The sequence below is a fragment of the Lentibacillus kimchii genome (genome assembly GCF_055381965.1).
Map to the genome: position 1 here is coordinate 236,622 of NZ_AP043934.1, position 26,209 is coordinate 262,830.

At 44.5% G+C, this 26,209-nt stretch carries 24 protein-coding genes, 4 tRNA genes and 1 riboswitch; of the genes, 22 read left to right on the top strand and 6 right to left on the bottom strand.

Going from position 1 to position 26,209, the window contains the following annotated elements; genetic code table 11:
- The first annotated feature begins 24 nt into the window (after positions 1 to 24).
- From ACZ444_RS01620 to ACZ444_RS01650, 7 genes are all read left to right on the top strand, one after another.
- A complete protein-coding gene (locus ACZ444_RS01620) occupies positions 25 to 1,008 on the top strand; it encodes a ring-cleaving dioxygenase (RefSeq protein WP_382358244.1) in 984 nt (327 codons plus the stop codon).
- Between the two features lie 29 nt (positions 1,009 to 1,037).
- Entirely contained in the window at positions 1,038 to 1,931 is an 894-nt protein-coding gene (locus ACZ444_RS01625; RefSeq protein ID WP_382358245.1) for a VOC family protein, read from the top strand.
- 13 nt (positions 1,932 to 1,944) lie between these two features.
- Positions 1,945 to 2,553: a flavin reductase family protein gene (locus ACZ444_RS01630; RefSeq protein WP_382358405.1), complete on the top strand. Its 609-nt coding sequence runs from the start codon at positions 1,945 to 1,947 to the stop codon at positions 2,551 to 2,553.
- A gap of 23 nt (positions 2,554 to 2,576) precedes the next feature.
- Entirely contained in the window at positions 2,577 to 3,167 is a 591-nt protein-coding gene (locus ACZ444_RS01635) for an alpha/beta hydrolase (protein ID WP_382358246.1), read from the top strand.
- 74 nt (positions 3,168 to 3,241) lie between these two features.
- Positions 3,242 to 3,772: a YceI family protein gene (locus ACZ444_RS01640; protein ID WP_382358247.1), complete on the top strand. Its 531-nt coding sequence runs from the start codon at positions 3,242 to 3,244 to the stop codon at positions 3,770 to 3,772.
- A gap of 219 nt (positions 3,773 to 3,991) precedes the next feature.
- The gene (locus tag ACZ444_RS01645; protein WP_382358248.1) at positions 3,992 to 4,612 is read left to right on the top strand and encodes an NAD(P)H-dependent oxidoreductase; all 621 of its coding nucleotides are present in this window, start codon (positions 3,992 to 3,994) and stop codon (positions 4,610 to 4,612) included.
- A 159-nt stretch (positions 4,613 to 4,771) separates the two neighbouring features.
- Positions 4,772 to 5,206, top strand: coding sequence for a cell wall hydrolase (locus ACZ444_RS01650; RefSeq protein WP_382358249.1), 435 nt, complete (start codon positions 4,772 to 4,774; stop codon positions 5,204 to 5,206).
- A 222-nt stretch (positions 5,207 to 5,428) separates the two neighbouring features.
- On the opposite strand, the gene ACZ444_RS01655 is transcribed toward ACZ444_RS01650, so the two are convergent.
- Positions 5,429 to 7,516, bottom strand: a complete 2,088-nt coding sequence (locus tag ACZ444_RS01655; protein WP_382358250.1) for a catalase — start codon at positions 7,514 to 7,516, stop codon at positions 5,429 to 5,431.
- Positions 7,517 to 7,985: 469 nt separating this feature from the next.
- Here ACZ444_RS01655 and ACZ444_RS01660 point away from each other — a divergent pair, with 469 nt between their 5' ends.
- Positions 7,986 to 9,404 carry a flagellin N-terminal helical domain-containing protein gene (locus ACZ444_RS01660; RefSeq protein WP_382358251.1) on the top strand — a complete coding sequence of 473 codons (1,419 nt, stop codon included), beginning with the start codon at positions 7,986 to 7,988 and terminating at the stop codon, positions 9,402 to 9,404.
- Between the two features lie 448 nt (positions 9,405 to 9,852).
- Here ACZ444_RS01660 and ACZ444_RS01665 read toward each other — a convergent pair whose 3' ends face one another.
- Positions 9,853 to 10,191 (bottom strand): hypothetical protein, encoded by a 339-nt coding sequence (locus tag ACZ444_RS01665; RefSeq protein WP_464433546.1) that lies wholly within the window; start codon positions 10,189 to 10,191, stop codon positions 9,853 to 9,855.
- Positions 10,191 to 11,762 carry an AAA family ATPase gene (locus ACZ444_RS01670; RefSeq protein ID WP_382358253.1) on the bottom strand — a complete coding sequence of 524 codons (1,572 nt, stop codon included), beginning with the start codon at positions 11,760 to 11,762 and terminating at the stop codon, positions 10,191 to 10,193. The genes ACZ444_RS01665 and ACZ444_RS01670 overlap by 1 nt, the downstream gene beginning before the upstream one ends.
- A gap of 201 nt (positions 11,763 to 11,963) precedes the next feature.
- On the opposite strand from ACZ444_RS01670, the gene ACZ444_RS01675 reads away from it, so the two are divergent.
- From ACZ444_RS01675 to ACZ444_RS01725, 11 genes are all read left to right on the top strand, one after another.
- Positions 11,964 to 12,131, top strand: a complete 168-nt coding sequence (locus ACZ444_RS01675; RefSeq protein ID WP_382358254.1) for a hypothetical protein — start codon at positions 11,964 to 11,966, stop codon at positions 12,129 to 12,131.
- A gap of 94 nt (positions 12,132 to 12,225) precedes the next feature.
- Positions 12,226 to 12,301: transfer RNA gene (locus tag ACZ444_RS01680), tRNA-Val, on the top strand.
- Between the two features lies 1 nt (position 12,302).
- A tRNA-Thr gene (locus ACZ444_RS01685) sits at positions 12,303 to 12,378 on the top strand.
- A 44-nt stretch (positions 12,379 to 12,422) separates the two neighbouring features.
- Positions 12,423 to 12,508 (top strand) — tRNA-Tyr (locus tag ACZ444_RS01690).
- A 6-nt stretch (positions 12,509 to 12,514) separates the two neighbouring features.
- A tRNA-Gln gene (locus ACZ444_RS01695) sits at positions 12,515 to 12,586 on the top strand.
- Positions 12,587 to 12,769: 183 nt separating this feature from the next.
- A complete protein-coding gene (locus ACZ444_RS01700) occupies positions 12,770 to 14,065 on the top strand; it encodes a hydroxymethylglutaryl-CoA reductase, degradative (protein WP_382358255.1) in 1,296 nt (431 codons plus the stop codon).
- Complete coding sequence (gene mvk, locus ACZ444_RS01705) at positions 14,055 to 15,020, top strand: mevalonate kinase (protein WP_382358256.1); 966 nt, start codon at positions 14,055 to 14,057, stop codon at positions 15,018 to 15,020. The genes ACZ444_RS01700 and mvk overlap by 11 nt, the downstream gene beginning before the upstream one ends.
- A 359-nt stretch (positions 15,021 to 15,379) precedes the next feature.
- A complete protein-coding gene (mvaD, locus tag ACZ444_RS01710; protein ID WP_382358257.1) occupies positions 15,380 to 16,357 on the top strand; it encodes a diphosphomevalonate decarboxylase in 978 nt (325 codons plus the stop codon).
- Positions 16,358 to 16,369: 12 nt separating this feature from the next.
- Complete coding sequence (locus tag ACZ444_RS01715; protein ID WP_382358258.1) at positions 16,370 to 17,467, top strand: phosphomevalonate kinase; 1,098 nt, start codon at positions 16,370 to 16,372, stop codon at positions 17,465 to 17,467.
- A gap of 272 nt (positions 17,468 to 17,739) precedes the next feature.
- Positions 17,740 to 19,038: a S8 family peptidase gene (locus tag ACZ444_RS01720; RefSeq protein ID WP_382358259.1), complete on the top strand. Its 1,299-nt coding sequence runs from the start codon at positions 17,740 to 17,742 to the stop codon at positions 19,036 to 19,038.
- A gap of 775 nt (positions 19,039 to 19,813) precedes the next feature.
- Complete coding sequence (locus tag ACZ444_RS01725; protein ID WP_382358260.1) at positions 19,814 to 20,284, top strand: peptide-methionine (S)-S-oxide reductase; 471 nt, start codon at positions 19,814 to 19,816, stop codon at positions 20,282 to 20,284.
- Positions 20,285 to 20,379: 95 nt separating this feature from the next.
- On the opposite strand, the gene ACZ444_RS01730 is transcribed toward ACZ444_RS01725, so the two are convergent.
- Positions 20,380 to 20,931, bottom strand: coding sequence for a biotin transporter BioY (locus ACZ444_RS01730; protein ID WP_382358261.1), 552 nt, complete (start codon positions 20,929 to 20,931; stop codon positions 20,380 to 20,382).
- A gap of 377 nt (positions 20,932 to 21,308) precedes the next feature.
- Between ACZ444_RS01730 and ACZ444_RS01735 the strand changes: the two genes are divergently transcribed.
- Together ACZ444_RS01735 and ACZ444_RS01740 are read left to right on the top strand one after the other, a co-directional pair.
- Positions 21,309 to 21,608 carry a DUF2089 family protein gene (locus tag ACZ444_RS01735; protein ID WP_382358262.1) on the top strand — a complete coding sequence of 100 codons (300 nt, stop codon included), beginning with the start codon at positions 21,309 to 21,311 and terminating at the stop codon, positions 21,606 to 21,608.
- Positions 21,608 to 21,883, top strand: coding sequence for a hypothetical protein (locus tag ACZ444_RS01740; RefSeq protein WP_382358263.1), 276 nt, complete (start codon positions 21,608 to 21,610; stop codon positions 21,881 to 21,883). Before ACZ444_RS01735 ends, ACZ444_RS01740 begins: the two co-directional genes overlap by 1 nt.
- Positions 21,884 to 22,321: 438 nt before the next feature.
- Here the strand turns inward: ACZ444_RS01740 and ACZ444_RS01745 are convergent, their stop codons facing one another.
- Entirely contained in the window at positions 22,322 to 23,356 is a 1,035-nt protein-coding gene (locus tag ACZ444_RS01745; protein ID WP_382358264.1) for a PTS sugar transporter subunit IIC, read from the bottom strand.
- A gap of 578 nt (positions 23,357 to 23,934) precedes the next feature.
- The gene (locus ACZ444_RS01750) at positions 23,935 to 24,795 is read right to left on the bottom strand and encodes a 5'-methylthioadenosine/adenosylhomocysteine nucleosidase (RefSeq protein WP_464433549.1); all 861 of its coding nucleotides are present in this window, start codon (positions 24,793 to 24,795) and stop codon (positions 23,935 to 23,937) included.
- A gap of 133 nt (positions 24,796 to 24,928) precedes the next feature.
- A riboswitch (purine riboswitch) is annotated at positions 24,929 to 25,031 on the bottom strand.
- A gap of 200 nt (positions 25,032 to 25,231) precedes the next feature.
- Between ACZ444_RS01750 and rocF the strand changes: the two genes are divergently transcribed.
- Positions 25,232 to 26,134 carry an arginase gene (rocF, locus tag ACZ444_RS01755; RefSeq protein ID WP_382358266.1) on the top strand — a complete coding sequence of 301 codons (903 nt, stop codon included), beginning with the start codon at positions 25,232 to 25,234 and terminating at the stop codon, positions 26,132 to 26,134.
- Positions 26,135 to 26,209 lie beyond the last annotated feature (75 nt).

Consider the following 26,209-nt stretch of genomic DNA (forward strand, 5'->3'; position numbering starts at 1 on the left):
ACCTGTGAACAGGAGGACTGGATAATGAAAGGATTAAAAGGCATTCATCATGTAACAGCCATTACAAGCAGTGCCGAGAAGAACTATGAATTTTTCACGTATATTTTGGGTATGCGTCTCGTGAAGAAAACGGTGAATCAGGATGATATCGGGACGTATCACTTATTCTTTGCCGATGATACAGGCAATCCGGGGACAGATATGACATTTTTTGATTTTCAAGGTGCTCCAAAAGGAACGCATGGCACAAATGAAATCGGAAGAATAGCCTTCCGTGTACCAAGTGATGAGGCCTTAGATTATTGGCTGCGCCGGTTTGATCGTCTGCAGGTTGAACACAATGGTATTCAAACGGAATTTGATAAAAAGGTTCTCCCATTCGTTGATTTTGATGGTCAGCAATATCAATTGATTTCGGATGAAAATAACAGCGGTGTGACAGCAGGAACGCCGTGGGAAAAGGGACCAATACCAGAAGCGTATGCCATTGCGGGACTAGGACCCATACGCGTTTTAACGGATGATTATCAGGGTTTTAAACACATTATAGAAAATGTTTTAGGTTTTGAAGAAATGGCTCATGAGGGTTCTGATCATTTATTTGAAATCGGCGAAGGTGGTAACGGCGCACAAGTGATTGTAGAATATAACACCAGCCTGCCGGTTGCTCGCCAAGGCTATGGGACCGTTCACCATTCTGCTTTCCGTGTAGAAGATCGTGACGGGCTTGATGAGTGGATTGCGTATATGCAGCATACCGGTCTTCCAAATTCGGGCTATGTTAATCGTCACTTTTTTGAATCCTTATATCTAAAGGTTCCCTCCCAAATTCTGTTTGAAATTGCGACAGATGGGCCTGGCTTTATGGGTGACGAGCCTTATGAGACGCTTGGTGAAACATTATCTTTACCACCAGCCCTGGAACCAAAACGCGAGAAAATTGAAAGCTATGTGCGTCCGATTGATACAGTCAGAAGCACTAAAGATTTTATAAAAGAACGGGAATGATAAAAGACTTTGAAAAGGAGGGAGAAAGTGTGGAAGCAATCAAAAGGATTCATCATATCTCAGCTATTGTCGGAGATCCAAATGAAAACTTAAGATTTTACCGGGATGTATTAGGCCTTCGACTCGTTAAACAAACCGTTAATTTTGATGATCCGGGCGTTTATCATTTATATTTCGGCGATTATCATGACACACCTGGAACCATTATTACATTTTTCCCATGGACAAATGACAATTATGGGAGAAAGGGCAGTGGACAAGTTGGAAGGATTGCATTTAGAGTACCGAAAGATAGTATGGATCACTGGCATGACCATCTAACGAAACAAAATATCCACGTGGAAAAAACACAATTATTTGGTCAGGATACACTTGAGTTTGATGATATACATGGCCTTGAACTTGCGATTGTTGAAGGTGACACAGCAGCAAATCAACCTGATATCCTTTCTTTTCATGGAGCCGTTTTATTATCAGCCAATCCAGATGGAACTGAAAACTTGCTTACCGATATGATGGGTTTGAAAAAACTGGCTAGTCCGAATGACCATCGTCATTATGAAACTGTGGGGGAGGAGAAGCATCATATTATGACGTCTATGCCACCACAATCCAGAGGACGCTTTGGGATTGGAACGGTCCATCACATCGCTTGGTCTGTTCCGGATGTTGAGGTATTAGAAGAATGGCAATCCAGTCTTCAAGAAGAAGGGTTTAGAACAACGGTCATAAAAGATAGACATTATTTTAACTCTGTGTATATACCTGAAAAAGGGAACGTTATTTTTGAATTAGCGACAGACGGCCCAGGGTTTGATTTGGATGAGGACAAAGCGTCGCTTGGAACCGCATTGAAATTACCGGAACAATATGAACATAAAAGGCAAGAATATGAAACATTATTGCCTGAATTGGACATATAAACGGGTGAATAACATGTTGAACTTCTCACCCCAAGCACTGACGTCTAAAGAGAAAAAGAAATTCCTTATTGGTTCTGTCATTCCTAGACCAATCGCCCTTGTGTCGACGATTTCCAACAAGGGGATTGTGAATATCGCACCGTTTAGTTATTTCAACATCGCGACGTATGATCCACCTATACTATCTATCGCTGTACAGCGTATAGACCAAAGTCCGAAAGATACGGCGAGAAATATTTTCGAAAACAAGGAAGCTGTCGTTCAGATGGTTGATACAGATAATGTAGCAGCGACAAACAAAACGTCAGCTCCCTTGGATGCGGAAAAAAGTGAACTTGATATATCAGAATTTACAACGACGGATTCACATACGATTCGTGTTCCAGGGATTAATGAAACGAAAGTGAGATATGAGGTGGAACTATATGATTCGATGGTCGTGTATAATGAACAAAATCTTCCAACTGCAGATTTGTTGTTGCTGAAAGTAAAACATTATCATATAGACGAAGCTATTTATCAGCAAGGGTATATTGATCCACTAAAATTAAATGCCGTCAGTCGACTTGCGGGAAATGATTATGCTGAAGTTGGAAATATCTTTACAATTGAACGGCCGTAACTATATGAAAAGGAGTGATAAGGATGGAATATATTTATCGGGAACAGAAAAAAGGGGCACCCGTGTTTGTGTTACTCCACGGCACCGGCGGTACAGAAACAGACTTGATTCCTCTTGCAGAAATGCTCGACTCTGAATATAACATTTTAGGCATCAGAGGGAATGTCCAGGAAAATGGTATGAACAGATTCTTCAAGCGTTATGGAGAAGGCCAGTATGACTGGGAAGATTTAGCCTTTCGTGGAGAAGAGCTTTATGATTTCATCGTGGAAAAGGCAAAAGAATATGCATTTAAGCTGGAAGACACTGTACTTGTTGGTTTTTCTAATGGATCTAACATTGCTATACAGATGATGCTGCAACACCCTCATACATTTAAAAAAGCAGCTTTATTCGCACCATTATATCCGACAAGTGTTACAGAAAAACAAGATTTCAGTGATGTAGATGTATTTCTTTCGCTTGGCGTGGGCGACCCGATTGTATCAGAAGCAGAAAGCAATCGTGTGATTGATCTCTTTAAAGAAAGAAATGCCAACGTCACAACAACCTGGGTTAAAGGACACAATCTATCCCAGGATGCTGCTCTAAAAGCAAGGGAATGGCTAAGCTAAAAGGTTCAGGCCTCAAAAGATGGAAGCTGCAAGTATGAAATCAAAAAGAAACCAATTTATTGGAGGCGATTAATATGGCAAACGCAGTATGGAACGTGGACAAGGTACACAGTGTAATAGGATTTTCAGTGAAGCACATGATGATTTCAAATGTGAAAGGTACTTTTGACGAATTTGAAGGGACAGCAGAAGCAGATACAAACGATTTAACAGATGCTTCAATTGAGGTGAAAATCGATACAAACAGTATTAATACCCGGAAAGAAGATCGAGATGAGCATCTGCGATCAGCTGATTTTTTTGATGTAGAGAATCATCCTTATATAACATTTAAAGCAACCGACATCGAGAAAAAATCGAATGATCGTTATGATGTTACAGGCGACTTTACGATTAGAGGGGTCACACAATCCGTAACATTCGACGTCGTGTTTGAAGGCGAGGCCAAAGACCCCATGACTGGAGATGAAGCAGCTGGGTTTACGGGAAGTACAAAAATTAGTCGAAAAGACTTTGGTTTAACTTGGAACGCAGCACTTGAAACAGGTGGCGTTGTCGTAGGCGATGAAATAAAAATTGATATTGAGATTCAATTACGTAAGTAAACCTGTCATGCGGGAAAACATCCGCCCGTGCCGGAGCATCTTGCTAGACAGCCGACAGATCGATCCAGACTGTTGGTGTTGGATGCAGCCGAAGACCAGCATGGAATAAGAAGCATACATGGTTGACAAAATATCATATTTTGATATAATGAATCTTGAAATCAAGATGAATCAAACAAGAATAATTAAAGAAACTTATATTCAGAAAGGAAGATAAATATGTCTGATCTTAATTTAGCCATTGTTTATGATAGTTCATCCGGGGGTAACGTCACATTAGCAAACACGGCAGCAGAGGCAGCCGAAGAAGCGGGAGCGAATGTTAAGGTAGCCAAAGTGGCCAAAATTGCTCCGAAGTCAGATATCGTCCCAAATGACGCTTGGGACGCCAACCAGGAAGCAACTAAAGCTATTCCGGAAGCCGAAATCGATGATTTGCTGTGGGCCGATGCCATCATCTTCAGTACGCCGACCCGCTTTGGCAACATTTCAGCTCATATGAAACAATTCCTTGATCAGGCAGGTCCTGCATGGGGAGAAGGAAAACTTGCTAATAAAGTCGTCAGCGCGATGACGTCAGCGCAAAACCCGCACGGTGGTCAGGAACAAACCATTCGTTCGCTCTATGCTACCATGATGCATTGGGGTGCCATCATTGCTGCACCAGGGTATACAGATGGTTCAATCTTTGCAGCTGGCGGTAATCCATACGGTACAAGTGTGACGATCGACCCGCAAGGCAACTGGGTTGAAGACGTTACAGATGCTGTCAAACATCAGGCAAAACGTACTGTTCAGGTTGGTAAATGGGTTAAGCAAGGACAAGCGAATGAGGCTTAAGGCCATGCAATCTGTTCAGGAAATCCTCTAAAGCATTAGATAAATGACAAAAGCCCGCTTCTGCTTGCTATTAAAGCGTATAAGCGGGTTTTTTTATTGTATTTAAGTTAAGGTTGTCATACGAGCCATTTTTACATACCATACAGTGGAGGTGTTGAAATGGCAATTGTCCAATACACTGATTCTGACGTTGACTTAATGGCGAGAATGATGCGAGCGGAAGCTGTCAGCGAAGGAAAACAGGGCATGCTTTACGTTGGAAATGTTATTGTTAATCGCGATAAGGCGGATTGTCTGGATTTTTCAGACGTCAGAACCATTTCTCAAGTCATTTATCAAGTCCAAGGCAACAATTATGCATTTGAAGCGGTACAAAAGGGGAGTTTATTTTACCGGCCAGCCAGAAATGCTGAAAGGCGACTGGCTAAAAAGAATTTAAAGTATTGGCGGACCCATCCAGCGAAATATGCACTTTGGTACTTTAATCCAGGTGGGGAATGCCCTGACATGTGGTACGGTCAGCCATTTACAGGTCAATTTAAGCAGCATTGTTTTTATGAACCAGCAGCTGGAACCTGTGCCAGTGTTTATTAAGGGCAGGCTGCCGTAATATGCACGATACTAACACTTATTGTAACAATTAAAGCATACAATCAAAAAAGTAACCCATCCTGCTGTGCCTCAATAGGATGGGTTCCTTTTTTCGAAACGGCCACCGCTCATTTTGCGGTAGGTTTATATTTTCTTTATCTCCGATCCCCACAAACCACAAGAAGCCGCTCACACTATGTGAGCGGCTTCTTAACGTCTCTAATCCTATGTCCGGTCCCAGAAACGCTGGCAGGCGATTGCGTGGACGAAGTCATGGGCAAAGTCTGGATTGCTGGCGGCAAAGACCACGCCGGACAGGTTGTTCTCGTGCGTCGGCCGCAGGAAGTGCTGGCCGGTGGTGGCAAGGCCGATCGGTTTGTAGTGCTTATAGGCGGAATGGAGAAAATCCATCACGTCATAGCGGAAACTGGCTTCGCTATGGCGCGGCCGGCCGCCCACGACATAGAGTGAATCATACAGGACCGGATAGGTTGACGTGAAGGTTTTGTTCACCTCAATCGCGGTGCCGTCTGACCCGACGATGGTCCCCAGATGGTCGCTGATTACGTCCATGAACACGCCATTCTGTTTTAATGTATCAAGGGTGTGCCGGACTTCCTCGCCATGGAAGCCATCGTTAATCAGGACACCCACTTTTTGCGTATAGGCGTAATGCGGTGTGTTCGCCTCGCTCAGGCCTGGTGAGCTGTCGTAAACGGGTACATGCGAGCCTTCTGGCGGATTGACCCCGGTGCCGTCAGCGATCGCAGCGGCCATTCCCTGGTCGACGCTGGCGAACATATCGACGACTTGCTGTCTGATGCCCTTGGTTGGTACGTAGCTGAGGTGGAAGATAAAGGTTTCGATGATGTGCTGCTTCTCCACGTGGGTCATGCTGTTCCAGAAAAGCCGCGCCTGGGAAAAGAAGTCATAGAATGACGGTCCCGGCCGTTCGCGTGTTTTATAACCCTGGACTTGCTCGGGATAATGGCTAAAGCCGCCTTGCTCGGGCGGTGTTACATAGGGCGTATTCCCGGCGAGCTGATTGTCTTTATAATTCACGTCATCAACATCGATCTGATGGCGAACATAGCTGTCTTGCTGATTTGTGTTCGCCTCGGCAATCGGCTGGTTGACGGGGATATTGTTGATGTTGCCGGTTCCGAGCCGGTGATAATCGGTATCGCGATAGGCGAAGGAGCGGCCCTGCAGAACGGGATCATTCGTAAAGTTAATGCCCGGTACGAGGGTGGACGGGTCGAATGACGACTGCTCCTCTTCCGCAAAATGATTCTCCACCAGCCGGTTGAGCGTCATTTTACCGATAATCTCGACCGGGATGACATCTTCCGGCCACAGCTTGGTATCATCCAGTATGTCAAAATTATAATTGTATTCCTCGCCCTCTGGAATCATCTGCACGCCGAGTTCGTATTCAGGATAAGCTCCGCACTCAATCGCTTCATGCAGGTCGCGCCGGTGGAAGTCCGGGTCAACGCCGCCGATGATATTCGCTTCATCCAGCATTAGGGAATGGACGCCGAGCACCGGCTTCCAGACAAACCGGACAAAGGTCGACTGCCCCCGGTCGTTAATAAAGCGGAATGTGTTCACTGGCCAGCCTTCCATCATGCGCCAGCTTCTCGGACGGCCGCGTTCGGACATGAGCCACATAATGAAGTGGGCGATCTCCTGATTATTCGCCACATAATCCCAGGCATGCTCGTGGGCGACGGTTGCTTGCGGCACGCCGGTTTTCGGATTCGGCTTCACCGCATGCACGAAGTCCGGAAACTTCATCGCATCCATAATCGAAAAGATGGCAAAGGAAAGCGAGAGCATATCGTAGTTGCCTTCTTGTGTATAAAACTTCGTCGCAAACCCGCGTATGTCGATCGCTGTATCCTTGGAGCCTTTACTGCCGATAAAATTGGAGAACCGGGTAAAGACCGGTGTCTTCGTTCCAGGCTCCTGCAGGAAATGCGCGCGGGTGACGTGCCGCATCGACTTATACAGCTCAAATTCGCCATATGCCCCGTCACCCCGGGCGTGCACGACTTTCTCCGGAATGCGCTCCCGGTTAAAGTGCGACTGCTTCTTATAGAAATGATGATCTTCAAACAATGTCGGTCCGCGCTGGCCGGCTCTTAACGACCAGTTGTCATTCGAAATTTTCTTCCCTGTGTCACTGGTGAGCGGCTTGTTGTAACCGGTGTTTTGTTTATAATACTGGGACAGCTGCTGGTGTTTCGCGTCATTGTAATGGTGGTGATGGTACCCTCCTGATGATCGGTCGTTATCGTGTTCGCTCATGGTATCACCTATCCTTTTCTGAAATGAACTCCAGTTACATCTCTATGTGCTTTTGAAGGGAATATGACCTGACATATTAAATTTTTTAATTGAACATGATATTTTCATCTGTATGACCGTTGTCCTGCATGAAAGGTGACACGCTTTCCGCGGGCATGGCTTCAGCCTCCTCGGAAGAAAACCACTTCCTGCGGGGGTCTTCGACGCACAGGACGTGCTAGTGCAGGCGTTGCGACAGGACGTCGCGAACTTAGCCTGCCTACCTTTTCCCGCAGGAGTCGGTCACCTTTCATTACGGACAACTTGTGACGTTTTGACTAAATAAAGACCAATTCATTAAACTTTTTTCGTTTAAAGGCTTAATCTTTTCCAAATGCTTCCGATATAAGGAGTGAGGTCATCATAGCATGGCCATCACGCAAGTCACATGGACAGGACTTGCCAAACTTAAACATGGAGGTTGATTAATTTGCAAATTAATCATAATATTGCGGCGCTGAATACACAGAATCAGCTGCAGCAAAACAACAATGCGACACAAAGCTCGCTGGAAAAACTGTCATCCGGTATGAAGATCAACAAAGCCGGCGATGACGCGGCAGGTCTCGCGATTTCCGAGAAAATGCGCGGCCAGATTAAAGGCTTGGAAATGGCGGAGAAAAACGCCCAAGACGGCATTTCCCTAGTTCAGACAGCTGAAGGCGCGATGAATGAATCCCACGCGATCTTACAGCGCATGCGTGAACTGTCCGTCCAGTCAGCGAACGACTCGAATTCGCCAGATGACCGCGAGAAACTGCAGAATGAAGTTGATCAACTGTCCAGAGCTCTGGATGATATTTCGAACGATACGGAATTTAACGGCAAGAAGTTGTTGAATGGTGATTTTGCAAAAGGAAACAAGGATCTGACTTTCCATGTTGGTGCAAATGAGGGTCAGAATTTAGCAGTTAATATTGATGATATGAGTGCCAGTTCCCTGAACGTAGGCGGCATTGACGGAGCACAATTTGAGGTAACCGAAAATACCAATAATAATATTGATCAGGGCAAGTACAGTGTTGTGGAGCTTGAGGACGGCGCTACTGTTAAAGATGGTACTGGTTCCCCAAATAACACAGCAAATGTTAGTTATGCACTTCAGAATGAAAATGGTGATATCGCAGCGGTGAGTGATGATGGTGGCAAGACATATAAGAATCTTCAAAACAATGAATCAATTGACGATTTGGCTAGTGGAACACTAGATACGGGTGGTAGTGCAACTACGGATTTTGGTGGTGATCCTGTTATTTCTGGAACCGTAAATTCTACTGCTAGTGGTGCAACCGCAACCGCGACAGTTAGTTCAGGTGTCGATCTTGCTGATGGAACGTATACAGTTGTAGATGACAGCCATGGTGATGTTGATTCTGGTGAATCAGGTTTGCAAAATGATCAAGGAGATGTTGTAGCAATTTCAGGGACGGATGCTGGTGGTGATAAAGGTAAAATATGGAAATCATTTTCTGATACTAGTGAAACGGTGCTAGATACAGATTCAAAAGTAGATGCAGGTGAAGAAATTAAAGTAGGTTCTGGCGACGGACTGAATATTTCAACGCAGACTTCTGCTGATGCAGCTATAGACACCATCCAGGGAGCCATCGATGATGTTTCCGCTGAGCGTTCGAAGCTTGGTGCTGTTCAAAACCGTCTGGATCACACCATCAATAACTTGAGCACATCATCCGAAAACATGACAGCAGCGGAATCTCGTATTCGTGATACGGATATGGCTTCGGAAATGATGGAATTCACGAAGAATAACATCTTGTCTCAAGCATCGCAAAGCATGTTAGCTCAAGCCCAGCAAAGACCTCAAGGTGTTTTACAACTCCTTCAGTAATTTGATGGGAAAGGGCGTCTAATCTGGCAACGGGTTAGAGCATAACTGGGTGAATTGCTGGAAGTTCCTAAAGTGTTTTGTACCACAACGCAGGCTGGAAACAGCGAACGTGACGGTTCAAAAAACAAAACAATGATACAATGGATGATCAGCAGCCAAGCGCCTGTGGTGAAAACCTGGCGAAGGTCCAACGACTAGAATGCACTGCCTAGCGTGAGATAACACGATGGCAATGAGATTCATAGGGTGATAATCATATCATTCGAAGTGCCCAGCACCCTAAACAAAGGGTGAAGATATAGTCTATTCTATGATCGAAAGACATAGCGGCGAAGCAAGCCAACCAACAACCGCAAGGCGTATTGCAGTTACTGCAATAATTGTGGATATAATAAACCCCTCGGAGTTTCTCCCGAGGGGTTTTAAAATTAAGATCTTTTCCGTAAAATCAATCCTTATTTATGGATGCTGCTACTTCACTATAAGCATTACCACCACTCATTCTACTGAAAATCAATCTCTCAATTATTGATCTCCAATCTGGATTAATTCCGTCCCAGTCACTTCCCCAATTATCATTTATGAATTGATATGCTTTATAGGGTTTATTTTCATTTGGTTCAGGGTAACCCAATAGATCTTCCATACATTCTTCTAGAGCAACTACCTTATTTTTATCTCCTACTGCTTTTAAAATCGAATCATTAACTGCAGAAGCGTTCTGTTTTCCCATATCCCTATCATGAATCACAAATGGATCAATACCCAATGTTTTCAGATACTTCACTAATGAATAATTACTGGTTTACCTCTGGCTTTGACCACTTCCCAGTTATATGAAAACTCTTTATATAAATGCTCTGGCATTCTTGATAAAGTTTCACGTATTACGACTTCTTCTGTATCACCTTCAATAATCAAAACATTTTTCGTGAAAAATATGCGGCTCACATTGTCATCTATTTTAAGTAACATTTTGACATACGATTGATCTTCGTTTAAGAGATTTGTAAAAGCCTCACTTACATTAAAAGGATTAGAACTAACTAATTCAATTGGAGTTTCAGATCCATTATGTTCAATTGTAGTTGTATCTAAAAAGATATTATTTAAAACCTGTCCTGTATTTTTACTTAAGTCAATCATATATGGAGAGTGTGTTGTACATATTATCTGGTTTTCGGGCTCCATTGCTAGATCATAAATAGTGTCTCTCATTTGTATAGCCGCTTGAGGATGTAAATAAATTTCGGGCTCTTCAAATGCAATTAATAGCGGCCTTACATATTTGCCTGACTCTTTCTTTTTATTTTCTCGTATACTTTTATATCTCAACATAGCGAAAATTGCAGAGCGGATAACCCCAGAACCTTGATATTCAATAGAAGTATTTATATTGCTGCCTAATTGTACATCAAAGTTAGGCTTAATTACTTTATCGGCATCAGAAAGATTAGCTTGTGCTGAGAAAGATGTTTCAGGAAAAATGTCTCCCACTATCCTATTCAAGTCAGTTAATAATTTAGCGAAATCACTTTTATCATCATTAGGGTCTAGTTCTTCTGCAAGTTTACTTAGATAATGTTGAGCCTGGATGAAATTTTCTGATTCATTTCTTATATCATTAAATAATTCATTTAAAGTTTCCATCAATGCTCCATTATTACCGGAAAGTTCTTCGCTGTTAGCATCATCTGATATTAACAAAAATTTAGGAAGCCTGTGAGACACATTTCCAGAAATACCACCAGGATTTTCAGACCACTCGGTTTCTTGCTGTATGTTAAATAAACCTTCAATTCCATAAGCTTCAAGGTTTCTTAACATTAGTTCGGTAACATTTTGATCATCCTGCTTGTTTGGAAATAGATACTCGAATATTTCTCTATCTATCCCATTATTTATGTAATCCTGTATTGTTTTGCATTCACTAAAAATCTCTTTTTTATTACTTTTAAACTGCTTCATTTCAATTGTACAGCTTTTCTGATCAGGTCGGTAAGTCTTCCTATAAAAAAATCGAAGTCCACTTTCATTATCTTTTTCAAAAGTATCATATTTAAAAAGACGATGTTCATTAAATCCAATCCAATTATAAGCTTCCTCGGGAACATTTCTAAATTCACCAGTTATCACAACTTCATCACTGACTTGTCTATTTTCACCATTTTCATTTAAAATGCAAAAATAGTCGTGAGTATTTATAGTTTTTGTATCGTTAAGCAAATACTTAATAGCTCTAAGGATAGAACTTTTCCCAACATTGTTAGCTCCTATTAGGAAAGTTGCATCAGAACATTGTACTTTTGTACTATAATGTCTTCTAAAACCTTCAATTTCTATAGAATGTAATCTCAAGCATGCGATGCTCCTTTTTAATTTTAAATAAATTGTACCATGAATTTTAACATTTTTCTATATTTTACCAACTCTAATAGAAGGTATTCATACAAGCTTTTGGCGCTTGAAAAATAGGTCGTCGTTCATTAAGTTGCACATCTTCATACAAAACGATTAATATGTTATTCTAGAGAGGTTGCAGCTGGGGAGGCGACGCCGATGGATGCTTTTCCGATTCTTATCATACTGGCTTCTTTAGTCACGATCATGGAACTTTTTGTCGCGTTTTTTATGATCAAAAAGCAGGGGATGAGCGCGTGGCGGTCGCTTTACACGTCACTGCCGGTGATTGTAATTGTCTGGGTGGTCGCGTTTATTTATGGCTGAGGTCTGACATAACTTGGCGGGATCTGTAAAATTTGTCGTCAGCCCTTTACAAAACCGGATGCGCTGTATATAATAATATTTGTCGGTTTTAGACGGAGGATTAGCTCAGCTGGGAGAGCGCTTGCCTTACAAGCAAGATGTCACTGGTTCGAGCCCAGTATCCTCCACCATGCCGGTCTAGCTCAATTGGCAGAGCAACTGACTTGTAATCAGTAGGTTGGGGGTTCAATTCCTCTGGCCGGCACCATTTCATTTTTTATGTATAAGATGTTATCAAGCAGGTTATCATACGGAGGGGTAGCGAAGTCGGCCAAACGCGGCGGACTGTAAATCCGCTCCTTCAGGGTTCGGGGGTTCGAGTCCCTCCCCCTCCACCAGCATATTGGGCTATAGCCAAGCGGTAAGGCATCGGGTTTTGATCCCGTGATTCGCTGGTTCGAATCCAGCTAGCCCAGCTATTTTATGAATAAACGAAATCATCAAGTAAGGCTTCAAGGCCTGCTGCCCGCGGATAAACAAGGCTGTGCATATTGACAGCCTTGTTTATTTGCATTTTGGGCTGTTTTTTTACATAATGAACGTAATAGATATGGTATAATGCCCATATAGTGATTATGCATCTAAAAGGGTGAGGCGGTATGGAGACTTCCCGGATCCCCGGTTTTTATAATATGACGGTGGACGAGCGCCGGCAGCTGCTGGCGTCGATGGATCTGATTCAGGATGACGATGCAGCTTATCTGTTTGCCAAACAGCCGTTAGCGGTTGAGACAGCAGATCATATGATTGAAAATGTGATTGGCACGTTTCCGCTGCCGTTGGGTCTGGGGCTGAATTTCCTCATCAACGGTCAGGATTATGTGGTGCCGATGGCGATTGAGGAGCCGTCTGTTGTCGCTTCCGCCAGCCACATTGCGAAAATCGTACGAGATGCGGGCGGATTTACCGCCGAGTCGACCGGCCGTGTCATGACCGGTCAGATTCAGGTGATTGGCTGTCCGGATTTCGCAGCTGCGCGCGATGCTGTTTTAGCGAATAAAGCCAGACTGCTTAAAGCGGCTGACGAGGCGTATCCGAGTTTGCAGAAACGAGGCGGCGGCGCCCGGGATCTGGATGTGCGCCTGTTAAATGAGGCATCGGATTCGTCGTACAATCAGATGCTTGTGCTGCACCTTTATGTGGATACACGCGATGCGATGGGTGCGAATATGCTGAATACGATGGCCGAATCACTCGCACCGGTGGTTGAGGATTTGACTGCTGGCAAGGTTTACTTGCGCATCCTGTCCAATTATCCGGAGAACTGCCTCGCGCGGGCGCGCTGCGTGATTCCGCCGGAGAAGCTGCAGACAGGTAATTTCAGCGGTGAAGCAGTGCGTGACGGGGTGATTCATGCGTATGAATTTGCCGCCTCGGATCCGTACCGTGCCGTCACCCATAATAAAGGGATTATGAATGGCATCGATCCGGTCGTGATCGCCAGCGGGAATGACTGGCGCGCGATCGAGGCTGGTGCGCATGCCCATGCCGCTCGCAGTGGTATGTATACATCGATGAGCACCTGGTACACGGACGAGCAGGGCAATCTCGTCGGGGAATTGGAGTTGCCTATGCCGGTCGGAACCGTCGGCGGCTCGATCCGCGTGCACCCGATGGCGAAGCTCGCGCATAAACTGTTGAATGTGACCTTAGCTGCTGAGCTCGCCCAGGTGATCGTCACCGTTGGGCTAGCGCAGAATCTGGGGGCGCTTAAAGCGCTGGCCACGGAAGGCATTCAGAAAGGGCATATGGCGCTGCATTCCCGTTCAGTTGCGATTGCAGCAGGAGCTACAGGAGAGATGATTGATATGATTTCAGAACGGCTGATAGAGGAGAATGACGTTCGCATGGGAAAAGCTAAAGAATTGGTGGCCGATTATCAAAATGAGTATTGAAAAGGCAACGACGTCCGCACAAACAGCTGTAGGTTCAGCTCATAGCAAATTGATTTTAATCGGTGAACATGCCGTTGTTCATGGCGAGCCGGCCATTTCACTTCCTTTTCCGCTGGTTGAAGCAAAAGCCATGACGGCGTATGCACCTGGCTCGATTCAGATCGACAGCACCTTTTATCAAGGACCGCTGGCGACCATTCCGGATTCGCTGTACGGGCTGAAGGCGTGTATTGAGGATACGCTCGAGCATCTTGAATTGCCGCAGCGGGATTTAGTCATCCGTCTGGAGTCAACCATCCCGCCTGGCAAAGGGCTGGGATCGAGCGCGTCTGTCGCGGTGGCGATTGTCCGCTCGCTGTTCACGTATGCGGGTGAAGACTGCCGGATGCAGGAGATCCTGCGGCTGGCTGACGTGTCGGAGAAGCACGCGCATGGTGCTCCGAGCGGCATTGATACCATGACGATCACGTCCGGACTGCCGATCTGGTATCAGAAAGATGAGACGATGGAACTGATCGAGCCGCAGGGTGATTTTCATTTCATTGTTGCGGATTCCGGGCGCATGGCGGATACTCGTCAGGCGGTGGAATCGGTGACGGAGCGGCTGAAATCAGCGCCCAGACGGATTCAGACGAAGCTGGAGCACTTAGGTGACATGACCCGCCGGGCGCGCACGGCGCTGGAGTCGGCGAGTAAACATATGCTTGGCCAGCTGCTGGATGAAGCACAGGGAGAACTGGAAGCCTTAGGCGTCAGTGATTCGGGTCTGAACCGACTGATTGACTACGCCCGGCAGGAAGGTGCTCTGGGCGCGAAACTGACCGGCGGCGGCAATGGCGGCTGTGTGATTGCACTCGCGCAGAATGAAATGCACTCGCGGCAGCTGTCGGAAAAGCTGCGGCAATTCGGTGCGCAGGCTGTCTGGGCCTTTTCCCTGAAAAAGCAGCCCGATTAAACGTGAAGCAAGCTCAGGTAACATGGCGTGTCACTGCCATGTTGCCTCATTTTACTATCTGAAACGCGAAAACAGCGTCACCGGAGAGGTGCTGGGACAAAACTTAAGTTTTCAGCTCTAAAAACGAACGGAACTCAGGATTTAGCGGAGGAAAAGACGGAGACTCCTGCGGGAGCAAAGGATAGGTGAGACCCCGGAGTGCGAACGCACTTCGGAGGCTCACCAGCCGCCCGCGGAAAGCGATGTCTTTTTCCGGAGCGGTGTTATAGCTCCAATTAGTTATGTCAGTTGTTCGGTTTTAGTTAATAAAAGTTCTTTTGTCCGTTCCGGTCTCTCGCTGGTGACTGAAGGGGATCGTTATGCAAGCGACTGCCAGAGCTCATACGAACATTGCCCTCATCAAGTATTGGGGGAAGCGTGATGAAACGCGCATTTTGCCGATGAATAACAGTCTGTCCCTGACACTGGACGGCTTTTATACAACAACCACCGTTGCCTTTCATGAGGAGTTGACCGAGGACCAGTTTTATTTGGATGATCAGCTGGTTGAAGGCGCCGCCTATGGCAAGGTGACGGCGTTTCTGGACCGCATCCGGCAGACAGCTGGCCGGCTGGATCTGTCCGCGACGGTTCATTCGACGAATCATGTCCCGACAGCAGCTGGTTTCGCCTCATCGGCGTCCGGTTTTGCCGCTCTGGCCGCGGCGTCTGCGAAAGCAATTGGTCTGGATGTGACGGACCCGGAGCTTTCGATGCTGACGCGGCATGGGTCCGGTTCGGCCTGTCGCTCGATTTACGGCGGCTTTGTGGAATGGGAAAAAGGCACCCAGGCTGATGGCTCGGATTCCTATGCCGTTCCGATTGCGCCGGCTGATCACTGGGACGTGCGCGTGGCGGCTGTGGTGCTGTCTTCGGCGGAAAAGAAAATTTTAAGCCGGGAAGGCATGAAACGGACCGTGGACACTTCGGTTTACTACCCGGCCTGGGTCGAGTCGATTCCCGCTGATCTCGCCGCGATTAAGCAGGGCATTTGTGATAAGGATATTACGAAAGTGGGTGAAACGGCGGAAGCGAATTGCCTCCGGATGCACGCGACGACGCTCGCTGCCCAGCCGCCGTTCAGCTACTGGCACAGCACGACCATGGCGGTGATGGAAGCTGTCCAGGATTTGCGGGATTCTGGTGTCCCCGCTTATTTCACGATTGATGCCGGGCCGAATGTGAAGGTGCTTTATTTGCCGGAGCAGGAGGAAACCATCCGCGAGAAGCTGCAGGCGATTCCGGGTGTTCAGGATGTGACGGTAAGCAGGCCCGGACCAGGCTTAGCCTATCTTTAGGAGTTGACGACGTTGTCAGAATCATCATTGACTGTCCAAGTCCCCGGCAAATTAATGATTGCCGGCGAGTTTGCTGTTTTGGAAAACTATCAGACATTAGTCGCTATGGCGGTTGACCGGTTTGTTTACGCGACGATTGACGACAGCCGGGACAACCGCCTCACGCTGGAATCGTACGGTCTTTATAAGATGCCGTGGGCTTATGAAGCGCGCGCTGTCCATGTCAAAACGGCGGACAAACGGACGCGGTTTGTGGCCGAGGCGATGACGACCGTTTATACATATTTACAGGAACAGGGAATCACACCGGAGCCTTTCCATCTGGCTGTCCGCAGCGAGCTGGCCGATGCCTCAGGCAGGAAATACGGTCTGGGATCGAGTGCTGCTGTGGTCACCTCGGTCGTGGCGGCGATGCTGCACCGATTCTGGCCGGAGGAACCAGCGGATGCGCTGATTTTTAAACTGGCCGCGCTTTCGCATGTGATGACCCAAAAGGGCGGATCCGGCGCTGATGTGGCCGCATCCTCTTTCGGCGGCTGGCTGGAATATGCCTCATTTCAGGCGAGCTGGCTGCGGGAAGCGTCAACGCGTTTTGCGACCATTTCGGAGCTGGTGAATGCCGACTGGCCGTATTTCTCAGCCCAGCCGCTGGAGCTTCCGGACACGATTTATCTATGCATCGGCTGGACGGGATCGCCGGCTTCAACGCCTAAGCTCGTCGATAAGATTCTGCGGCTGCAGGAATCAGATCCTGATCTGTATCAGCAGTTTCTGACTGATAGTGCTGATGCGGTCGGACGATTTACCCGCGGCATCCGGGAAGCAGATCCCGCGCTGATTATGGACGGCGCGCGGCAGAACCGGCAGGCGCTCGCCGCGGTGGGGCGCCAGGCCGGTGCACCGGTTGAGACGCCGCTGCTGACAACGCTCTGTGATCTGGCCGAGGCGCATGGCGGCGCCGGAAAGCCATCCGGTGCTGGCGGCGGCGACTGCGGGATTGCCTTTATGCCGTCAAAAGCACAGGCCGATGCATTAATGGCTGCCTGGGAAGAGGCAGGCATTCAACCGCTCGCCCTCCGGCCCAATGCGACCGGCGCAACACGGATTTAGCAGGTTTGCCTGAAAGGGGAGCCTGCTTTTTTAATGTTTAACGCCATCTTCTTTATTAGCCTCTAATACAGCCTGCCGCGAAGTATCTGATCCTGCGAAGAGATTTGAATCCTAACCATTTTATTTCACAATAATTTAAATATTTACAATTTTAATATTGAATGATGCATAAAGGCCTGTTAGACTATGAGAAACTGATGTTCTTTATCAGTCGAAACAAACAGGAGAGGCATGTTTTAAGTTGTTTCAGTCAATCACAAGGAGGAAATGGAATGAGTGACAAAAACGCATTGTGGTTTGAAAATGCTGGTCGCAAATTGGATCCTGGTCTGGTGGAACAACTGCGATTTAACAAACAACAAGATCCCTCGGAAACAGGGGATCACAGTATATCTGTTATTGTTTATTTGAATAAACACTCTGATACAGAGCAGAAGCACGACTTCGTAACAAGCTGTCATGCTGAAAAGAACAACAGTATAGGAAATGAGCTTGGATTGGAAGATACGTTATACGGTCAGTTGACACCCAAGATGGTCAAAAAAATGAAAGATCATGGCTCCGTTGACCGTATTTTTTATGACCGGGATGTTAAAGCGTTTCTGGACGTCGCTACTAAAGGGGTTGGTGCTACAAAAGTCCAGGAGCAGCTTGGATTCACCGGAGATGACGTTACCGTTGCGGTCATTGATACAGGAATCCATCCGCACCCCGATTTAATTGAGTCAGAAAATCGAATCATCGCATTTAAAGATTTTATTCAGGATCAAACGGATCCATATGACGATAATGGCCATGGCACCCATTGTGCTGGCGATGTAGCCAGCAGTGGCTCTCAATCCGACAAGAAATATATGGGCCCGGCCCCCAAGGCTTCTCTCGTTGGTGTGAAGGTGTTGAACAAGGATGGTGGGGGAAAACTATCAACCATTGTGAAAGGCATTGTGTGGTGCATCGACCATAAAGATGAATACAATATCCGTGTTCTCTCTCTGTCGTTAGGGGCCGAAGCATTTGAATCCTTTCGTGAGGATCCACTTTCACAAACCGTCCAAAAGGCCTGGCATCACGGCATGGTTGTATGTGCTGCAGCAGGGAATGACGGCCCGGAATCTCAAACCATTTCTACACCAGCGATTAATCCATTTGTCATGACAGTCGGATCAACGGATGATCACAATACGCCGAAAAGATCCGATGATATCATTGCTGATTATTCAAGTCGAGGGCCGACGATTGATTCTTTGATTAAACCGGATATCTATGCCCCAGGGACCAAGATAACGTCGCTATTGGCGCCTGAGTCTACCCTGGCAGCAGAGCAACAGCAGCATCAAATGGTGAACGAAAGTTATATATCACTATCTGGAACCTCTATGGCAACGCCTATCGTGGCTGGTGTTGTAGCACTTATGTTAGAAGCCAATTCTGCACTTAGTCCGAATGATGTGAAAAGCATTTTACAGGCGACTGCTCCTTCCGAACTTGATGATCTTTGGGGCTATATGAACGCTGAAGAGGCCGTTGATATGGCCCAACGTTATTCCCAAATACAGCTTGTGACAAAATAGTTCGGCTTAGCAGGGATAAAAACAATATTACGAAAGCGTAAAATGGTCAGAGGTACAGAATAACATACGGTTATGAGTGCTTAACTAACAGTATTCTCCCTTTGTTTAGAGTATTATTCTTCACCTTAGTAGACAGCGTATCAGGTGTGAAGATAAAAAATCATTTATCTTGGCTGAGAGTACTGTTGGAATGTTTAACCAAATAGGTTGTTATCATGAGCTATAAACACAGTCATTAGAAAATTGATAACATAAACTAAATGGAGTCCTGAGATCATTTCACGAAAAATTAAAATGCTGTCCAAATATTGTTCAGGTAGAGAGGTGATCTCTGGATGTATGACAAGAGGAATTTTGAACACCTCCATTTGATTCCAGTATTAGTTACCTTTATGGGAGTTTATTCTTGAATTTAAGATAAGCTCTTTTTATTTTAATGACTTATAACCTGAAAGTTTTGTTGTTTCCACTTTTGCCATTTTAGTAATTCGGTCCCTGTACACAGGAGGAGGATTGAATATCGCCGTCTAGTTAGGGCGGTTCCCTTTATCCCGTATATGAACTAATTGTCGGCTCATAATGTTAAAATTAAAATAGGTATTTCTAAAAGCACGCTTAGCCGTGTCTGACACCAACAAGCCCTAGATGACTCGATGTAATTTTTTCCTAAGGCATTACATGTATTTCTCCCACCGTGATAAGATGAAATAGAAATGACTCAACAAATTGGTCTATTTAACTTGTTTCAAAATCGTCTTTAAAGAAAGGAACCAATATGGAGATAGTATATTTAGCAGGTGGATGCTTATGGGGAGTACAAGCATTTATAAAATCGTTACCTGGCGTTAAATTTACAGAAGCAGGAAGAGCTAACGGAACAACTCATACACTTGAGAGTGAATATGATGGTTATACTGAATGTGTCAAAACAGGATTTGATCCAAAAATTGTAACAATAAGGGAGTTAATGGGCTATTTATTTGAAATCATTGATCCATACAGTTTGAATCAACAAGGGCAGGATATTGGTGAGAAATATAGAACAGGCATATATAGTGAGAAATTCGAACACTTAGAAGAGGCAAAAGCATTTCTTAGTCAAAGAAATGATTATAACCATATAGTAGTTGAAGTATTACCTCTTACAAATTATGTGAGAAGTGCAGAAGAACATCAGGACAGGCTAGATAAATATCCAAATGATTATTGTCATATTCCAAAAGATGTACTGGATAAATATAAATAATGACATGTACGATAATGTCATAGAGTATTTTTCAGGCTAAGGGAATACGTTTAAACGCATTCCCTTATTTTTAACCTACATACTCAAGAGATCTATTATGCTGCAGGAACCAGGATATGAGCTTCTTTCAATCGTCTACGTACGACAATCCCAATCCAGCCGGCTAAAACAGCTTTAATAAGGCCAACTGCCACGAATGGAGCAAAACCGCTTAGAAAAGCTTCATACCAAGTTAGACTCGCTACAATTTTAAGCCAAACTGTACCAAATATAAGCGTGATAAACATACCCATGACGTTAGCTATAATAGCATGTGTCACGTTGAATCGAGTCATCTCTAAATATTTTCCCATAAAATAGACGGTCGGAATGAAACCAACGATAAATCCGCCAGTAGGACCAAGTAATATGCCCAGTCCAGAAGTCATTTGTGAGAAAACCGGGACACCTATCGCTCCAATAATCATATATAATATTGTTGAGTAAGTGCCATAACGCGACCCCAATATCGTTGCGGCAAGTCCTATTGCGAGTGTTTGTCCTGTGATAGGCACTAGAGGAAGGGGTATGGCAACTTGAGCTAATATCCCGATGATAGCTGTGAATAAAGCAGTTACAATCATCATTTGCAACTTAGTATTTCCCATAAAATATTCCTTTCTACATAAATTATACTTATTGTTAACCTATTTAATAAATGGTTGACAATAAGTATAATTTATAAAATAAATACATAGTTGTCAAGTTGAATATATATTTTGTTTAAAATTCTTTACTGCGCCTAATATAATTAGAATCGATGTAATGCTTTCCTAGAACATTACATCTAAAACTCGCATGGTGATGGGATTGAAATAAATGAGATTCACTCAACAAACGAGGCCATTTAATTGAACAGTAATAAATAGGTTTTTTATTATTGTTCAATTTTATATAAATATATTTTTTAATTTATTAAATTAGTTTTTATTTTTATTAAAAAATATGTTAAGTTAAGGTTAATGTTTGTGAGGTGAAAGAACTAATGAATATAAAAGATGTGCCAACTTGGATTTTATCTTTAGAAGAAGAAGATGTGGAGTTTATCAAACGGTTTGTTCTAAATTCTGGGTCTTTAAAAGAGATATCTAAGATTTATGGAGTTACTTATCCGACTGTTAGAACCAAATTAAACAGGCTAATAGAAAAGGTTAGCTTAAATGATACAGAGGATAACCAGGAATTTATAAAATTTATCAAGCAGCTATCAATTGATGACCGCATTGAACTTGAGGAAGCAAAGCTAATAATCGACAAATACAAAAAAGAAAGGGATGAAAGATGATGGAGAACTTCTTTATAATTATAGCTGTGATTGTTTTACTTGGACTTCAGGTGTTTCTTTCTAAGAGAAAAAGTATTTATTTCGGTGCTATTTTGCCTGTAGGTATTTCAGTTGTATGGTTAGTTTGGGTCCCATCAACTGACGTATTTAACTACATTATTAAATTTCTTTTGATTTGGGCTGTTTTCGGTGGAATATGGCTTGAAGGCAGAGAAGCATTAAAAAAGAGAAGGAAAAGGGAATTAGACAAAATAACTACTTACGATATGAAGTAGTTATTCGCGGGCGATTTAATTGAACAACATCTTAGCGTTTAAGAAGTGCTGATACATTGATTGAAGATAAAGAAAGTGAAAATAAATTTATAAGAAGATTTAAGTTAATATTTCACACGTTCGTACTTATTTTTGCCATAGGTATAACCTTCGACTCTATTGCAAGCTGGAATGAGTTGAATAGAGAACTACTTAATTTAATACTAGGAATTGTGCTAGGTGCTGCAAGTATATATGGATTATACAAGAATTATACAAATAGCCTTTAAGCGTAGTCTTTACGCAAACAGGCACGTTTACGATGAAATGACTAAATTGATATAAATGTTGCTCAAAACCTTTTTAGCCGCATCGGGTCTTCCTGATTATCGTAAATCCCATCCTCTTTGGCTATTATCATTTAAGGAGTGGCGCACCTTAACTACGCTTATTCGCAGCTTATTCATATATAATTGTCATATCACCCGGTTTAATCCAGCCTTTTTTCCTGAACCATTCCGCAATAATCAGACTGATGATGGCTGGCCCAACAACATGTAGCGCCATCATGGACCATAATACTTCCCATGAGAATCCCATCGTCTCAAATGTCATAATCTGTCCCACCAATCCGCTCGTTCCCATGCCAGCCCCAAGATCATTGTTCGACATACTCAGCCAGACGGTGGCAATCGGCGCCAGAACAGCCCCGGAAATGGTAGGCGGCAAGATAATGATCGGTTTTTTTAGAACATTGGCAATCTGCAGCATAGAGGTGCCAATCCCCTGTGCCAAAATACCGCCGAAACCGTTATCCCGGTAACTGGCTGCAGCAAAACCGACCATCTGAGCAGCGCACCCAATTGTTGCCGCACCCGCTGCCAGTCCATCAATTGAAAGCATAATCGCAATAGCAAGACTTGAAATCGGTGCCGTCAGTCCCCAGCCCATCAAAACAGCCACCAGCATACCCATGATCAATGGCTGCTGCTCAGTTGACCAATTGATAATATCGCCAAACCAGACCATGGATGTATTAATGGGTGGCCCGATAAATGTTCCTACCGCAAATCCGATGAAAATTGTAACAAAGGGCGTTACGATAATATCCACACGCGTTGTCTTGTAAACAACTTTTCCAAATTCAGTGGCAAACAGTGCTGTGATATAACTGCCGGCAGGCCCGCCCAGTTCAGCTCCAAATGCACCGGCAAACAGCGCCGAAAAAAGCACAAGCGGCGGCGCATTCAAACCATAGGCAATCGCCACACCAATGGCACCACCCATAATCTTGGTTTCCATGGCATAGCTGCCCATATCAACCAGAAAGTCAAGATTGCCAAGCCCGAGCGCAACCGCCTGCTCGCCGGCTGTCTTAATAATCAGGCCAATAATCAATGACGAGAACAGCCCCAAAGCCATATAGCTCAGTGCCGTTATAACATACGTCCTAACTGATAATGAAACCCCTTTACGCTGTAAAAACGACCTCATGTTTCCTCCCCCTTATTTCATCCTGTGAAATCATTCACATGTTAATGAACAAATGCTGGTGACAGTTTTTTCCTTTTCACCATTATCATGTGAATTTTTTCATATATCAAGTCTTTTTTTAATTGAGGCATTATTTTTGGGCACTCACCAAAAACATTACATGTGAAAATTGCGTTGTGCTAAAATTAAACTGATATAAACTTAAATAAAATAGGCTCATACCATTAATCAAAGGAGGCTTTTGTGGTTGGTGAATTTAGAATTTGTCAATCTCGTTCCTAAATTCCTGAACTTTTTTGAACTTGCGAATCATGAGGATGTAAATAAAACTGAACAGGGTACAGGATGGTTTGATAGTTCAACAGTCAGACGTGATTGTATAATTAGAAGTCTGATATAGCCAGTTTTTAATTAATTCTTTTTATGAGATGTATGATGAACTTGGTATCATCATAAAACCATACATCAGAAAGAGGAATCCTAGCTGGATTTGATAGTCCTTCGTTAAGAGCAGAAACTAGTAATAAATTGACCTATTTCCTCTTTCTGTATGAGACGCGTATGGTTTTATGCCTGAATCATTTATCCGAACTATAGTTATTAAGAATGTGCTTCACCATATCAATAGCATTTTGGGCAGCCTTGTCTTTAAAATTACTATAAAGTTCTTCGCCCCCATCACCTGCAGTATCAGATATAGATCGAATCACAACGTATGGTATATCGTTTAAATACGCAACCTGTCCAATAGCGGCACCTTCCATCTCAATAGCCCATGCATCAAATCGAATAGCAATCCGATGTGATTTTTTGTCGTCTGTCACCATTTGGTCCCCAGTGGCGATGGTACCCGTATAAGCACTCATCTTTTCGGGTAGTTCATCGGCGGCTGATTCAGCTAATTTCACTAATTCAGGATCAGCTTTAAAAAATGTTTTATCCATATGCGGGATTTTACCTGCTTTATCCTTATCTGCAGCATTCATATCATGCTGGACAGTTCGAGTTGAAATAACAATGTCGCCAATATTCAATTTCGATTTTGGACCTCCCGCAACCCCTGTATTAATGAGTGCGTCAACCCCAAATTCGTCAACTAATATTTGTGCAGTCATGGCCGCATTAACTTTGCCGACACCTGAGCGTACAACCACAATTTTCTGGTCTTCTAACTCGCCCTTGAAGAATGTTAACCCATTTTGCTCCTTTGTTTGATCAACTTTCATTTCTTTGTGGAGATTCTTAACTTCTTCTTCCATAGCACCTATAATTCCAATTACGTCTGAATTCCCATTGTCAGGTTCAGCCTGTGCCGTGTTTTCCTTTGTCCCTTTTGCAGCAGTGTCTTGTTCCTCGGACGAACTGCATCCTATTGTTACAACCGCAAACACCAATATAAGAAGAACAGCAAAAAACCCTCGAATATAACGGTGAGACATCATACTTATTTCCCCTTCCTATTATTTATTAGGTGATACTTCCAAAATAAAAAACCCGAAAAACCAGACACACCCCATAAGTCAGAGTGAGCCCCGTTTTCCGGGTTTTGAAATAAATATAAAAGAGCCACATATTAAGTGGACGCTCACTCGTAGTCAACCCATTTACGGTAGGTTGGTAGAGACTTTACAGGCCTTATTCCTGAGATTATACGAGTTTTTAAGTTGAATAGGGTTATTATAGCTAACTTTTTAAAAAAATGAAAGAAAAAAATGAATGAATAGAATATAAAAGTACGTCTTAATTCAATGTCATTCAGTTTTAGGTATATAAGAAACCATAGATGCATATCTATACATTTTTTTGTCATGTTGAGTCATTCAGAAACTTTCCATTATAATGTCAGTAAGCGCTTTAAAAGGGAGAGGCTTAACAATGCAGAAGAATATGTCAGTAATTGGTGTACCGATGGATTTAGGTCAGAACCGGCGCGGGGTGGATATGGGCCCGAGCGCGATTCGGTATGCTGGTATGATGGAGCGTTTGGAAGACTTACATTATAATGTTGAGGATCTGGGTGATGTGCCCGTTTCCCGTGCAGATAGTCAAAATACGGTACAGGAAGGAAATTTGCGCAATTTAAAGCAAGTCGCGGACAGCAATCAGAAGCTCGCCGAGATGGTTGATCAGGAGATACATAAAGACCGCTTTCCGCTGGTGCTGGGTGGTGATCACAGCATGGCTATCGGCAGTATGGCGGGTATCGCGAAAAATTATGAGAACCTGGGCGTGATCTGGTATGATGCGCATGGCGATCTGAATTCCGGTGATACGTCACCGTCCGGGAATATTCATGGCATGCCGCTCGCGGTCAGTCTGGGAATCGGGCATGAGAAGCTGACCCGTATTCTTAACTATGCGCCTAAGGTAAAACCGGAAAATATCGTGATTATCGGGGCGCGTTTGCTTGACCCGCCGGAGAAAGCCCTGCTGCAGGAATTGGGGATTACGGTTTATTCCATGCATGAAGTTGACCGCTTGGGGATGCCGTATGTGATGAATGAGGCCATCAGCAGTCTGAAGCAGCGGACCGATGGTGTTCATTTGAGTCTGGATCTGGACGGGCTTGATCCGGCTGAGGCACCAGGTGTCGGCACGCCCGTGCTTGGCGGACTGTCCTACCGGGAGAGCCATCTGGCCATGGAGATGCTGTCGGAGGCGGATATTCTGACATCGGCTGAATTTGTCGAAGTGAATCCGATCCTGGATGATCAGAACAAAACCGCATCACTCGCTGTTGGGCTGATGGGATCCCTGTTTGGCGAGAAATTAAAATAGCGTGACATTAAAAGGCATCCGCGGCAGGGTGTCTTTTTTTTGCGATTGAGCCAGTTTGGGCTGGGGAAATTAGGC

Coding starts and splice junctions, on each gene's coding strand:
- mvk (WP_382358256.1), top strand. CDS start 14,055: ATGAGTATTGAAAAGGCAACGACGTCCGCACAAACAGCTGTAGGTTCA.
- rocF (WP_382358266.1), top strand. CDS start 25,232: ATGCAGAAGAATATGTCAGTAATTGGTGTACCGATGGATTTAGGTCAG.
- ACZ444_RS01675 (WP_382358254.1), top strand. CDS start 11,964: ATGGATGCTTTTCCGATTCTTATCATACTGGCTTCTTTAGTCACGATC.
- ACZ444_RS01750 (WP_464433549.1), bottom strand. CDS start 24,795: ATGTCTCACCGTTATATTCGAGGGTTTTTTGCTGTTCTTCTTATATTG.
- ACZ444_RS01720 (WP_382358259.1), top strand. CDS start 17,740: ATGAGTGACAAAAACGCATTGTGGTTTGAAAATGCTGGTCGCAAATTG.
- ACZ444_RS01700 (WP_382358255.1), top strand. CDS start 12,770: ATGGAGACTTCCCGGATCCCCGGTTTTTATAATATGACGGTGGACGAG.
- ACZ444_RS01635 (WP_382358246.1), top strand. CDS start 2,577: ATGGAATATATTTATCGGGAACAGAAAAAAGGGGCACCCGTGTTTGTG.
- ACZ444_RS01740 (WP_382358263.1), top strand. CDS start 21,608: ATGGAGAACTTCTTTATAATTATAGCTGTGATTGTTTTACTTGGACTT.
- ACZ444_RS01620 (WP_382358244.1), top strand. CDS start 25: ATGAAAGGATTAAAAGGCATTCATCATGTAACAGCCATTACAAGCAGT.
- ACZ444_RS01630 (WP_382358405.1), top strand. CDS start 1,945: ATGTTGAACTTCTCACCCCAAGCACTGACGTCTAAAGAGAAAAAGAAA.
- ACZ444_RS01725 (WP_382358260.1), top strand. CDS start 19,814: ATGGAGATAGTATATTTAGCAGGTGGATGCTTATGGGGAGTACAAGCA.
- ACZ444_RS01735 (WP_382358262.1), top strand. CDS start 21,309: ATGAATATAAAAGATGTGCCAACTTGGATTTTATCTTTAGAAGAAGAA.
- ACZ444_RS01745 (WP_382358264.1), bottom strand. CDS start 23,356: ATGAGGTCGTTTTTACAGCGTAAAGGGGTTTCATTATCAGTTAGGACG.
- ACZ444_RS01650 (WP_382358249.1), top strand. CDS start 4,772: ATGGCAATTGTCCAATACACTGATTCTGACGTTGACTTAATGGCGAGA.
- ACZ444_RS01655 (WP_382358250.1), bottom strand. CDS start 7,516: ATGAGCGAACACGATAACGACCGATCATCAGGAGGGTACCATCACCAC.
- ACZ444_RS01640 (WP_382358247.1), top strand. CDS start 3,242: ATGGCAAACGCAGTATGGAACGTGGACAAGGTACACAGTGTAATAGGA.
- ACZ444_RS01645 (WP_382358248.1), top strand. CDS start 3,992: ATGTCTGATCTTAATTTAGCCATTGTTTATGATAGTTCATCCGGGGGT.
- mvaD (WP_382358257.1), top strand. CDS start 15,380: ATGCAAGCGACTGCCAGAGCTCATACGAACATTGCCCTCATCAAGTAT.
- ACZ444_RS01730 (WP_382358261.1), bottom strand. CDS start 20,931: ATGGGAAATACTAAGTTGCAAATGATGATTGTAACTGCTTTATTCACA.